General features: G+C 35.1%; 11 protein-coding genes. 4 read left to right on the top strand and 7 right to left on the bottom strand.

All coding sequences use genetic code 11. The annotated features are described in order from the left end of the window. Positions 1-51: 51 nt before the first annotated feature. From FA046_RS04145 to FA046_RS04135, 3 genes are all read left to right on the top strand, one after another. The gene (locus FA046_RS04145; protein ID WP_136825081.1) at positions 52-393 is read left to right on the top strand and encodes a hypothetical protein; all 342 of its coding nucleotides are present in this window, start codon (positions 52-54) and stop codon (positions 391-393) included. Positions 394-474: 81 nt separating this feature from the next. Continuing rightward, a complete protein-coding gene (locus FA046_RS04140) occupies positions 475-1164 on the top strand; it encodes a peptidylprolyl isomerase (protein ID WP_136825080.1) in 690 nt (229 codons plus the stop codon). Beyond that, complete coding sequence (locus FA046_RS04135; RefSeq protein ID WP_136825079.1) at positions 1161-1928, top strand: exodeoxyribonuclease III; 768 nt, start codon at positions 1161-1163, stop codon at positions 1926-1928. The genes FA046_RS04140 and FA046_RS04135 overlap by 4 nt, the downstream gene beginning before the upstream one ends. 50 nt (positions 1929-1978) lie before the next feature. Here FA046_RS04135 and FA046_RS04130 read toward each other — a convergent pair whose 3' ends face one another. The 3 genes from FA046_RS04130 to FA046_RS04125 form a co-directional block, all read right to left on the bottom strand. Continuing rightward, entirely contained in the window at positions 1979-3673 is a 1695-nt protein-coding gene (locus tag FA046_RS04130; protein WP_136825078.1) for a sodium:solute symporter, read from the bottom strand. Positions 3674-3781: 108 nt separating this feature from the next. Then, positions 3782-3958 (bottom strand): hypothetical protein, encoded by a 177-nt coding sequence (locus FA046_RS17205; protein WP_169303294.1) that lies wholly within the window; start codon positions 3956-3958, stop codon positions 3782-3784. A gap of 77 nt (positions 3959-4035) precedes the next feature. Further along, the gene (locus FA046_RS04125) at positions 4036-6465 is read right to left on the bottom strand and encodes a PIG-L family deacetylase (RefSeq protein WP_136825077.1); all 2430 of its coding nucleotides are present in this window, start codon (positions 6463-6465) and stop codon (positions 4036-4038) included. Positions 6466-7238: 773 nt separating this feature from the next. Here FA046_RS04125 and FA046_RS04120 point away from each other — a divergent pair. After that, positions 7239-7970: a DUF6503 family protein gene (locus tag FA046_RS04120; RefSeq protein ID WP_136825076.1), complete on the top strand. Its 732-nt coding sequence runs from the start codon at positions 7239-7241 to the stop codon at positions 7968-7970. Between the two features lie 13 nt (positions 7971-7983). Here the strand turns inward: FA046_RS04120 and FA046_RS04115 are convergent, their stop codons facing one another. The 4 genes from FA046_RS04115 to FA046_RS04100 all read right to left on the bottom strand — a co-directional run bounded on the left by FA046_RS04115 (position 7984) and on the right by FA046_RS04100 (position 11935). After that, positions 7984-8994 (bottom strand): inorganic phosphate transporter, encoded by a 1011-nt coding sequence (locus FA046_RS04115; RefSeq protein WP_136825075.1) that lies wholly within the window; start codon positions 8992-8994, stop codon positions 7984-7986. Positions 8995-9016: 22 nt separating this feature from the next. Then, a complete protein-coding gene (locus tag FA046_RS04110) occupies positions 9017-9658 on the bottom strand; it encodes a DUF47 domain-containing protein (RefSeq protein WP_136825074.1) in 642 nt (213 codons plus the stop codon). Positions 9659-9730: 72 nt separating this feature from the next. Continuing rightward, positions 9731-10789, bottom strand: coding sequence for a sensor histidine kinase (locus FA046_RS04105; RefSeq protein WP_136825073.1), 1059 nt, complete (start codon positions 10787-10789; stop codon positions 9731-9733). Between the two features lie 18 nt (positions 10790-10807). Then, positions 10808-11935, bottom strand: coding sequence for an NAD(P)/FAD-dependent oxidoreductase (locus tag FA046_RS04100; protein WP_136825072.1), 1128 nt, complete (start codon positions 11933-11935; stop codon positions 10808-10810). Positions 11936-12059 lie beyond the last annotated feature (124 nt).

The raw sequence follows: 12059 nt of genomic DNA, 5'->3' as shown, positions 1-12059 counted from the left end.
AGCCTTGAATTTTACAATCATAAGTACACATCATTTATATATTTGCTACTGATGAAACCCTCAGAAGTTAACATAAAATTTAAGGAGCTACAAAATAAACTAGCTCAGCAATTTGATAACGAAGCGCCCGATTTAAAGGTGATTTTATTTTTAATTGGCGTACAAGAATTAGGAAAAGGACCAAAGAAATTTAGTAAAAGGCAAAAAGAAGAACTCATGCACATTGCAAATTGCAGGCTTTTTTCTGAATTGGGTTTTTACGAATTAGAAGGTGTAGACCAAGATGGCTGGCCTCATTGGAAAAGAATTAAGCCTATTCCGGCATACAATGTTTTAGAGCAAGAGATGCTTTTGAAAACCTTAATTGTAAAATACTTTGAAGATATTTTTTAATCTTCAAAAACATCTTAATTTTAGATCTAATACAAATTTGTTGATCCCTTTTATTTACATATTATAATCAAACGCTGTTACATGAAAAAAGCGATACTCTTACTATTTACAGTATTTAGTTTGCAGGCAATGGCTTCTAAACCTAAAAATACTTACGTTAAAATTAGCTCCACTTATGGCGAAGTTTTTATTAAACTCTACAACGAAACTCCAAAACATAGAGACAACTTTATGAAGTTGGCTAAAGAAGGCTCGTTAAATGGAACACTTTTTCACAGAGTGATAAAAAACTTTATGATTCAGGGTGGTGATCCCAATTCTAAAACGGCAAAAGCAGGCGAGCAATTAGGTAATGGCGATTTAGGTTATACGGTACCTGCCGAGTTTGTGCCTAATTTATTTCACAAAAAAGGAGTTTTGGCTGCTGCCCGAGATAACAATCCCGAGAAAGCCTCTAGCGGTTGTCAGTTTTATATTGTACAAGGAAAAGTTTACACCGATGCTGAATTAGATGCTGTTGAAAATGGCCGATTAGCAGGTAGAAAAATCCCTACAGAGCAAAGAGAGATCTACAAAACTTTAGGTGGTACGCCATTTTTAGATCAGTCTTACACCGTTTATGGCGAAGTAGTAAAAGGCTTAGAAATGGTTGATAAAATTACCGCACTTGCTGTAGATGGAAATAACCGACCAAAAGAAGATGTTAAAATGCAGGTGACTTTATTGAAAAAAGGAGAAACTAGAAAATTATTAAAAGGCTTAAGCAAATGAAAATTATCTCTTACAACGTAAATGGAATTAGGGCGGCAATTAATAAAGAATGGTTTGCCTGGCTGCAAGCTACTGATGCAGATGTGGTTTGTTTACAAGAAATAAAAGCCACGCCAGATCAAATTGTAGATATTTTGGTTTTAGAACAATTAGGCTATAAGCATTATTGGTATCCGGCAGAAAAAAAAGGATATTCTGGAACTGCCATTTTCAGTAAAATAGAGCCCGACCATGTAGAATATGGCTGTGGCATTGAAGAATATGACCGTGAGGGAAGAGTGATAAGAGCTGATTTTAAAGATTTTTCTGTGATGAGCACTTACTTTCCATCAGGCTCTAGTGGCGACGAGCGTCAGCTGTTTAAATATAAATTTTTAGAAGATTTTGCAGATTACATTTATCAGCTAAAAATTAAATATCCTAAAATGGTAATTTCTGGTGATTATAACATTTGCCATAAACCTATTGATATTCATAATCCAAAATCTAATGCCAATTCATCTGGGTTTTTACCTGAGGAAAGAGAATGGATGGAAAACTTTATAAAAAGTGGCTTTATAGATACTTTTAGGCATTTTAATACCGATCCTCATCATTATACTTGGTGGAGTTATAGGGCTGGAGCCCGAGTTAAAAACTTAGGTTGGCGCATTGATTATCATATGGTGACTACTGCACTTGAAAACAATTTAAAAAGAGCCACTATTTTACCAGAAGCTAAACACTCTGACCATTGCCCAATTTTACTGGAGCTGAGTTTTTAAGCTTGATAAATTCCTGTTTTCTAAGAAAGAGAGAATGTCTTTGATAAAATTCATACCTGCTTTACTGTTTTAGCAGGTATAAATTGTTGTATCAATAATCCAAAACTGATGACTAAAGCACAACCAAAAACATTGAGCCATAAATAAGCCATCCAGTCATATTTAAAGGCAATAAAAATGATGATTTCGCTGATGATGGCACTGTAAAAAACGGCTTTTCCGCCAATTCTTTTGAAATAGAAAGCAACCAGAAACACGCCTAAAATGGTCCCATAAAATAAGGAACCTAATATGTTTACCGCTTCTAATAAGTTACCTAATTTACTGGCGTAAAGTGCCATTCCAATACTCAGAATCCCCCAAAACAAAGTAGCCAGCTTACTAATGTTTAAGTAATTTAATTCTGACCCGCCTTTGTTAATAAATCTTTTATAAATATCTACCGAGGTGGTGGAGGCCAAAGAGTTTAATGCACTGGCCGTTGAACCCATAGAGGCCATACAAACAATAGCTATTAATAATCCTATCAACCCTTTGGGTAAATACTGCGTCACAAAACGTAGAAACACATAATTGGTGTCATCAGTATCTGCTTTGGCGTCATTCTTTTTCATAATGGCCAAAGCTTCGGTTCTTTTATCTTGTAATTTTTGGTTTGCGGCTTTTACCGCACTGCTTGTAGCGGCCACATTTTCATTTTTTGTTAAGGCTTTGTCTAAAGCAATTACCTTTAATTTTTTCTCTTCAAATGCAACATTAAACTCGGCTTCTTTAAGCTTAAACTCTTCGCTATAACTGCTTTTTTGAATTTTATTTAGCTCATAGCTATTAAAAAAAATAGGAGGCTTTTGGTATTGATAAAATGAAAAAACTAGAATCCCGATTAATAAAATCAGAAATTGCATAGGTATTTTCAGCATCGCATTCATTAGCAATCCCATGCGACTTTGCCCTACAGAACTTCCGGTGAGGTAGCGCCCAACCTGAGATTGATCTGTTCCAAAATAAGAAAGTTGTAAAAATAAACCGCCAATTACTCCGCTCCAAATGGTGTAACGATTGTTCATATCAAAATGCCAATCTATCACATTCATTTTACCCATTTTACTCGCAATATTTAATGCTTTGGTAAAACCAACGGATGCTGGCAACATAGAAACCACTACAAATCCGGCTAAAAACAATCCGCAAAAAATGATGCTCATTTGCAGCATTTGAGTATAAGAAACGGCTTTTGTACCGCCAAAAACGGTATAAATAATCACTACCGAACCAATAAATAAAGTGGTATAAGTAGTATCTATATTTAAAATTGTAGATAGGATAATGGATGGTGCATAAATGGTTATCCCGGTAGAAAGCCCTCTTTGAATCAAAAATAAAGAAGCTGTTAATGCTCTTGTTTTTACATCAAACCTGTGCTCTAAAAACTCATATGCAGTATAAACTTTTAATTTATGATAAATGGGTACAAAGGTGATGCAAAGGATAATCATGGCTATTGGGAGGCCAAAATAAAATTGTACAAAACGCATTCCATCGGCGTAAGCCAAACCCGGGGCGGATAAGAAAGTAATAGCGCTAGCTTGAGTGGCCATTACAGAAAGACCCACATTATACCAAGGCAAAGAACGGTCACCCAATAGGTAACCATCTATATTTTTACTTCCTCGGCTTTTGTAAATACCATAAACCACAATAAACAGTATGGTACAGCCTAAAACTATCCAGTCTATTGCACTCATGAAAAATAAGTGGTAATAAAATCAAAAAAGAAAATGAGAAAAAACAGCCATATCATTACAATGGCGTAGAAATGATTCCAAGTTTTTATAAAAGGAGGAAGATCCTGATTAGGCTCCTCCACGACTTTTATTGATTAAAAACTGGAATAATCCACCGGTTAATAAACCTAAAATAGCACCAATAATTAAATGACCTTCTACAGCCCAACCGGCTAAAGCACCAAAAAACAAACCTATTACGTAGTATAACCAGTTATAATCTTGAAAATCAAAATTCTCTTCCATGTGTGTTTATTTTTAATTCAAATCTAATGGATAAATAGGGTAAATGAAAAAAACGAGCGTAAAAAGAATGTCTCATTTTATTTAGAAATTAAATTCACAAATAACCTGTAAGCGCCTGGCACACCGGCGGGTAATTCTCTAAAGAAAACCAAACCTGTATAAACAAACTTCCCTTTTCCGTAATTGGCAACTAACAAAGCACCATCGGTTGCTTTTTCGCCAGTATCTTTCATGCTTAATGGTTTTTCATATTGTGGGGATGTAGTATTCGCAAAGTAAATTCCACGTTCCTGAATCCAACCTTCAAAATCTTTAGCGGTAATTTTGTTAGGATAGTTTAGCACTTTGCTTTCTGGAAGCGCTAATTTAATTTCAGCATCTTCTTCTGTTACCCGATCTCTGGTAATACTAAAAGGATAAGGGCCAATTTGATCTAATACTAACGGACGGTTTACATTATATTGCACCACGTAAACACCTCCATTTTCTACATATTTCATCAATTTATTTTGTTCAAATTTTAAACGCTCGTTTACGTTATAAGCCCTCACACCTGCAATAATTGCATCATACTTAGAAAGATCACCGCTCATGATTTCATTTTCTGAAAGCATGGTGACCTTAAAACCTATTTCCTTTAACATATCAGGCACCAAATCTCCAGCGCCAGCTATATAACCTATGTTTTTTCCAGCAGTTTTTAAGTCTAGTTTCACCAGTTTAGCTTCAGCTTCTGGAAAATAAGTGATGGTAGGAATATGCTCATAACTGATCACCTTAATTCCTTGATGATAGGTTTTATCGGCTATAGCCAAATTTACTTTTAATTGTCCGTTTTTGGCTTGCGCCGAAGGAGAAACTGAGAACGTTAAACTGGTTTCCTCTCCATATTTCTTTAAATCAAAAGGGATTTTTGCTGGCGAAGCCACCCAACCAGTTGGCAAACTTAAGCTTGCAGTGCCCGATGTATTATCTTTAAAAGCCTTTAATTTGATGGTCACATTTTTAGCATCAGCATTGTTAAACAGAAAAGCTTTGGCTTCTAAATTTGCCGTTACCGGAGGCGTGATGGCCAAAGGCTGATAAATTTCTCCACGTACTTGATCAGTGTATTTGTAAACAATTGGGCGCTCAAATGACAAATTTACACCGTTAATACTCACATCAAAATTCACAAAAGAAACTGTTTTACCCTCTGGATAGTTCAAATTATCTCTTCTTCCGATTTGATACCTACCAATTTCATGAGCCTCATTTAACCAGTAAGGCTGACTAGTACTGGTCATCGTTTGAGTCCCTTCAAAACTTACTATTTTATTTATAGATAGCTCTTCCTCATTCTTTTTTAAGCTTGATGAAATAACAATCCCTTTTTGCCTAGTAATGGCATCAATCCTTACCTTTAATGGGGTATTTACCGCAATACTCGCACTTTGTGCATAAGCTTCAAACCAAGTTCCGCTACAAGCCAAAAGAAGTGTTTTAACCTCCTCCAATTTCTCATTTACCAAACTATTGGTTTTTGACATTCCGCTTAAAGCGGTATAAATATTTAATAAAGCAGAGATACTTTTCTCGGGTTTTTGAGGCTGAAAATTATTTTGAACAGCACTTATTTGCTTAGCAATTTCTTCTGCTCCTTCCAATTTATCCCACCCAACTTTAACGCCTTCCATTAAATCTGTTTGTGGTAAACCACCTTTCCACTCGCTAAAATATTCTAAAGAACTGCCTCTTTGTTTACTGCTTCCAAAACCCTGGCTTTTGTGCATAGATCTGCTTTCGGCTGCTATTTCTCCATATCCTTTTCCTAAAAGCGGATTGTAAACACCAACATCAACCTTAAATTGATCTGGCGCTGTATTGTTATTATCCCCAAAATTGTAATTATTCCATAAAATGCGGTGGGCTTGCCAAACCTGAACTTCCTTTAATTGCTCTGGAAATTTTCTCGGATCAGCGGCGGCAGAAAATGCTTCTTGGGCTAAAATAGAAGAAGCTGCATGATGCCCATGTCCGGCTCTTTCATCAGGCGGGAAGCGGGTGATGATTACATCGGGTCTGAATTTTCTAATCAGGTAAACCACATCAGAAAGTATCGAATCTTTATTCCATATTTTAAAAGTTTCTTCGGCCGTTTTAGAAAAACCAAAATCGTTAGCCCGGGTAAAAAACTGTTGAGCGCCATCATTTCTGCGGGCAGCTAAAAGCTCTTGTGTTCTAATCAACCCTAAATCTTCACTTTGCTCATTCCCTATTAAATTTTGTCCGCCATCACCTCTGGTAATAGATAAATAAGCCGTTTTATATAATTTTTCTTTGGCTAAATAGGATAATAACCTGGTGTTTTCATCATCTGGATGAGCGGCAATGTAGAGTACGCTCCCTGTTACATTTAACTTTTTAATGCTCTGTAAAATCTCGGCTGCATTTAACTGAGGCGATGTTTGCGCTTGTGTAAATATAGATACCAGTAAAAAGACTACAGTTAAAATTCTTAATTTCATTTGTTGGATTTAGGAAATAGAGAGCAATTTAATAAAGTTATGTTAGTAGAGAGATTTGGCATAAAAAAATTACGAAAGCGAAGTCTTTTGAATTAACCAAAGAGATACGGAGATGGAAGAGAGATTTGGCTGAAAAATTTTAACCACAGAGACACAGAGAGCTAAAACGCTTATATTTCTCCTTAAATATTCTTTGCGACCTTTGCGCTTAAAACTTTGCGTCCTTTGCGTGAAAAATTAACCACAGAGACACGGAGATTCACAGAGAGCTAAAACGCTCATATTTCTCCTTAAATATTCTTCGCGACCTTTGCGCTTAAAACTTTGCGTCCTTTGCGTGAAAAATTCTAACCACAAAGACACAGAGATCACAGAGCTGAACGCATAAAATTCTTAAATTTCGCTCTTTATTCCTTTGCGTAAAACTTCGCATAAAAAAATCTTTAACCACAGAGACACGGAGATTCACAGAGAGCTAAAACGCTTATATTTCTCCTTAAATATTCTTTGCGACCTTTGCGATTAAACTTTGCGACCTTTGCGTAAAAAATTCTAACCACAGAGACACAGAGATCACAGAGCGCTAAAACGCTCATATTTCTCCTTAAATATTCTTTGCGACCTTTGCGGTTAAAACTTTGCGTCCTTTGCGTGAAAAATTTTAACCACAGAGACACGGAGATTCACAGAGCGCTAAAACGCTCATATTTCTCCTTAAATATTCTTTGCGACCTTTGCGGTTAAATAATCGGTTTAAATCTTTAAATTTAAGTATGAAAAAATACCCTTCTGTTCTACTCTTTTTAACCCTCTTTTTTTTGTTGAATGCTTGCACACAAAAGCCTGATGCTCAAAAAATTATTGATCAATCTATTGCTTTCTACGGCATGGATAAATTAGATAAAAAAACAATTTCCTTTGATTTTAGAGCCTATCATCTTACCATAAAACATAATGATGGTAATTATTTTTACGAGCGCACTTTTACTGATGATAGTTTAGGAAAGGTAAAAGATCAATTATCTAACCATGGTTTTGTAAGAGAAATTAACGGATTGGTGACTCCTCAAACCGAAAAGGATTCTTTGAAACATGCTGCGGCAGTAAATTCAGTAGTTTACTTTGTGCTTTTACCTTTAAAATTAAATGATGGGGCAGTGCGTAAAAAGCATTTAAAAACCGTTCAAATTAAGGGGAAGAAATTTGATGAAATTGAAATCCGCTTTAGCGAAGATAAGGGCGGTAAAGACCATGATGATGTATATTACTTTTGGTTTGACCAACAAGATCACAGCATGGATTATTTTGCCTATAGCACCGGCGGAAACCGCTTTAGAGCTGTAAAAGAATTAAAACCAGCTGATGGTTTAATCCTACAGAACTATATTAATTATGAAAGCAAAAAAGGAGAGAAATCTCCCCTTTTAAATTATTATAAGCTTTACGAAAAAGATGAATTGGTAAAACTATCAGAAATTATTTTAGAAAACATCAAAGTGAAATGATGTTAATTTAGGTCTAAAAAAGGAAATGAGTAATGGTATAAACTATACCTGCTAATGTAGCCGATACTGGGATGGTTAAAACCCAAGCCCAAATTAAGCTATAAGTAACGCCCCATCTTACCGCCGAAACTCTTTTGGTTAATCCTACGCCAATAATAGAACCTGTAATGGTATGTGTTGTAGAAACTGGAATTCCAAAATGTTGAGTAATTCCTAAGGTAACTGCTCCAGCAGTCTCGGCACTTACACCTTCCAATGAGTTTACTTTGGTGATTTTTGATCCCATGGTTTTAACAATTTTCCAACCGCCACTCATGGTACCTAAAGCTATGGCTGCGTAACAAACCAATGGAATCCATTCTGGCATAGTATCTCCGGTTGCAAGCACATTATTAGCTACTAAAGCAATATAAATAATCCCCATTACTTTTTGGGCATCATTACCACCATGAGCAAAACTTAAAGCTGCAGAAGATACCAGTTGAAGTCTTTTAAACCATTTTTCGGCAACTGAAGGTCTGGCATTTTTAGAAATATTAATGATGAGGAGATTAATAATAATAGCTATCACCATACCAATAATGGGTGCAAGAACAATAAATGCTACTGTTTTTAATATTGGGGTAAGATTGATGGCTTGTAACGCCGTATCTCCAAGTATTAAAGCATGGGTAATACCAGCACCGGCAAAACCTCCAATTAATGTATGAGATGAACTTGATGGAATTCCGTAATACCAGGTGAGTAAATTCCACATAATTGCGGCTACCAAACCTGCCAAAATCACTTCTAAAGTGATGTAATCTTCTACTACTGTTTTGGCAACTGTATTGGCTACTTTATGATCTGTAAAAATAAAATAAGCAACAAAATTAAATAGTGCAGCCCACATTACCGCCTGAAAAGGAGTAAGTACTTTAGTAGAAACTATGGTAGCAATAGAATTGGCAGCATCATGAAAGCCATTGATAAAATCAAAAACTATGGCTAAAATAATTACAATAACAAGAAGGGAAGTAACCATTATTAAATTCTTATTTAGAATATTAAGCGTTCTTAACTAAGATAGTCTCCAACACATTGGCAACATCTTCACACATATCAGTCGCGGTTTCTAATCCAGAAAGCACTTCTTTGTATTTCATAATTACTTTTGCATCGTCTTCAAAATCAAAGAGTTCTCCAATGGCTTTGTCAAAAACATAATCCGCTTGGTTTTCTATGCTGTTAATTCTAACGCAAGAATCTGTAATTACTCTAATATTTTTAAGGTTTTTTAGTTCTTTGATGGCTTTATCAACATCTGTACAAGCCTGTGCCACTAACTCAGCTAATTTTTTAATTGGCTCCGTCATATCAACCACGTTATACAGCAATATTCTGTTAGAAGAACCATGCATATAATCGGCAACATCATCTAAAGCAGTTGCTAAAGTGTGTATGTCTTCTCTATCAAATGGAGTGATAAAAGTTTTTCCTAATTCCAGGTAAATTTGGTGGGTAATTTCATCACCTCTGTGTTCCAAATCTTCAATTTCTTTGTGAATTGGCTCTCTTTGAGTTAAATCAGGCGTGTTTACTAGCTTTTTTACCAAAACAGACATTTCGACTAAATTGGCACTAGCTTTTTCAAAAAGAGGGAAAAATTTTCTGTCTTTTGGAATAAAATAAGAAAAGATATTATTCATTTCAGATCAATAATTTTGAACTGCAAAGCTAATACACCAATGTTAAGTCAATGTTAAGTTTTGATTAACCGATTAATTATTAATCAACGGTATGTTAATACGGATATCTTTCACTCGCTTTAAAGTAAAGCCAAAAGTAGAGCCTAAACCTTCAGTACTTCTTACATTAATAGTTTGATCATGAGCCTCTATAATGTGTTTTACAATGGCTAATCCTAAGCCCGAGCCTCCAATTTGTCTTGATCTGCTGGTATCTGTTCTAAAAAATCTTTCAAATAAGCGGGGTAAATATTTTTCTTCAATTCCAATTCCGTTATCGGTAATCTCTACCAAAAATTGATCATGCAACTCAAAAATAGTAATAGAAGTGAACCCGTTTTCTTTTCCATATTTGAGAGAATTACTTAGTAAATTAACCAATACCTGCCTAATTTTTTCTCTATCAGCCTCTACCCAAGTAGGCTGATCATATTTATCTTTAAAAACAAAGTTGATTTTACTCTTTTTTGCCTTAAACTCTAAAGACTCCATCACTTCTTTAATTAAAGCCGTTAATTCAAATTTCTGATAATTGATAGGGATTTCGCCACTTTCTAATTTAGAAATCTCGTTTAAATCTTTAATCAGCACACTCAACCTGTCTACATTTCTGGCAACTTTTGCCAAAAATGATTTTGCCAATTCAGGATCATCCATGCCGCCATCTTGCAAAGCTTCTACATAACCTTCTATGGCAAATAAAGGAGTTTTAAATTCATGAGAGATATTGGATAAAAATTCGCGTCTAAATTTTTCCTGCTTTTTTAAATCATCTATTTCTGTTTTCTTTTCTCTGGCCCATTCCTTCACTTCTTGCTCTACATCATTAATGGGATCTGGACTTACATATTCGCCTAAGGCATCTTTTAAATCTTTTCCCAGCTTTAGGCTATGAATCATTTTATAAATGATTTTGATTTTGGAGTAAACGTATTTCTCTATCAAAAAATAGAAAACCAAATAACTTACCGATGTAGAAATTCCTAATGCGTACATAAAATAATACCAGTTGTGCTGGAAATAATAATTTACGATACCAATGGAAATACCTACGGCAAATGCATTTAAGAAAACGAGGGTGCGTAATTTCATAAGGCAAGATAAAAAAATTTAAAACGGTTTACCGTGAGTTTTTTTAACGATTTGTTGCGTTACTGATGGAAACATTTTTAAACCTGCAATTGCCATTTGTGTTAAGAAATTGCTGCCAAATAAACTTTGAATTCCTCTTCCAATTTTCAATCTTAGGGCAAACTGATTTTCCCAAGCCAATTGATAAGATTTCTCTAATTGACTTCTTTTTTGAGGATTTAAACCGTCCTTGCAAATTTGAATGATATTCTCTGACAATAATTTTGCAGAATGTATAGCGATAGCCATTCCGTTTCCGCAAAGTGGTGCAATCATTCCGGCGGTATCTCCACACATTAAAATATGATTTTCTACTAATGATTTTTTCTCGAACGAGATTTCATTAATGGTTTCGGGCTTGTCCCAAACAAATTCTGCATCATTAAAAAATTTCTGCAAATGAGGATTCTTTTTCAAAATCTCCTCTTCCATGGCAGTAATAGAACCAAGCTCTTTTAGATATTTATTTTCTGCCAAATAGCACAAGCAATAAAGGTCTTTCTCAATTTTATTGATTCCGCAATAGCCGCCTTTAAAATTATCTAGCTGAATGGTATCCTCCGGAAAATTAGTTTTGATATGGTATTTAACGCCTACATAAGGACTGCGTTGATAAAAAAAATCTCGATTTAACTTTTGATCTAAGTTTGATCTTTTTCCAAATGCGCCAATCACTAAATCAGTGGTTAGAGTTTCATTTGCCAATTCTATTTCAAATTTTTCTTCGCTAAAGCGGATGTCTAAAACCTTTTTTTCGAGTATAAATTTTACGCCCAAGGCTGATGCTATTTTATAAAGCTCGTGATCTAAAACGTATCGGCTGATGCCGAAAGCACCCAAATCTAAATTGGCTTTTAATTGCTTTGCGTTTGGTGCACTTACCACTAATTTAGAAATCTTAGCAGCGCCTAAATCATCGGGCTTTAAGCCTAAATCTTTTAAAAAAGGCAACACTTCATTACTTACATATTCGCCACAAACCCTATGAAAAGGATATTTCTTACGCTCAATAACCGTTACCACAAAATTGGATTTAACCAAAAGAATAGCATTAGTTAAGCCGGCTAAGCCGCCACCAATAATGGTTATAGTAGGTTTGCTTTGCATATTGTTTTTGTCGCCAATCTATTTGTGAAAATTCGAGTATTTGTGGCTAAATTTTTTCTTTTCTTGCCACCAATACACGAATGAAATCGAATCTTATCATGCGACCGTCCTGTTTTGTGGCTTT

This window comes from Pedobacter cryophilus, from assembly GCF_005116455.1.
Lineage (GTDB): Bacteria > Bacteroidota > Bacteroidia > Sphingobacteriales > Sphingobacteriaceae > Pseudopedobacter > Pseudopedobacter cryophilum.
Note: the sequence above shows the minus strand (reverse complement) of the source record. Positions and strands in the feature narration are given on the sequence as shown.

Bases quoted from the DNA above. Each gene is read 5' to 3' on its own strand.
- FA046_RS04140 (WP_136825080.1), top strand. From the start codon at position 475: ATGAAAAAAGCGATACTCTTACTATTTACAGTATTTAGTTTGCAGGCA.
- FA046_RS17205 (WP_169303294.1), bottom strand. From the start codon at position 3,958: ATGGAAGAGAATTTTGATTTTCAAGATTATAACTGGTTATACTACGTA.
- FA046_RS04130 (WP_136825078.1), bottom strand. From the start codon at position 3,673: ATGAGTGCAATAGACTGGATAGTTTTAGGCTGTACCATACTGTTTATT.
- FA046_RS04135 (WP_136825079.1), top strand. From the start codon at position 1,161: ATGAAAATTATCTCTTACAACGTAAATGGAATTAGGGCGGCAATTAAT.
- FA046_RS04125 (WP_136825077.1), bottom strand. From the start codon at position 6,465: ATGAAATTAAGAATTTTAACTGTAGTCTTTTTACTGGTATCTATATTT.
- FA046_RS04105 (WP_136825073.1), bottom strand. From the start codon at position 10,789: ATGAAATTACGCACCCTCGTTTTCTTAAATGCATTTGCCGTAGGTATT.
- FA046_RS04115 (WP_136825075.1), bottom strand. From the start codon at position 8,994: ATGGTTACTTCCCTTCTTGTTATTGTAATTATTTTAGCCATAGTTTTT.
- FA046_RS04100 (WP_136825072.1), bottom strand. From the start codon at position 11,935: ATGCAAAGCAAACCTACTATAACCATTATTGGTGGCGGCTTAGCCGGC.
- FA046_RS04110 (WP_136825074.1), bottom strand. From the start codon at position 9,658: ATGAATAATATCTTTTCTTATTTTATTCCAAAAGACAGAAAATTTTTC.
- FA046_RS04120 (WP_136825076.1), top strand. From the start codon at position 7,239: ATGAAAAAATACCCTTCTGTTCTACTCTTTTTAACCCTCTTTTTTTTG.
- FA046_RS04145 (WP_136825081.1), top strand. From the start codon at position 52: ATGAAACCCTCAGAAGTTAACATAAAATTTAAGGAGCTACAAAATAAA.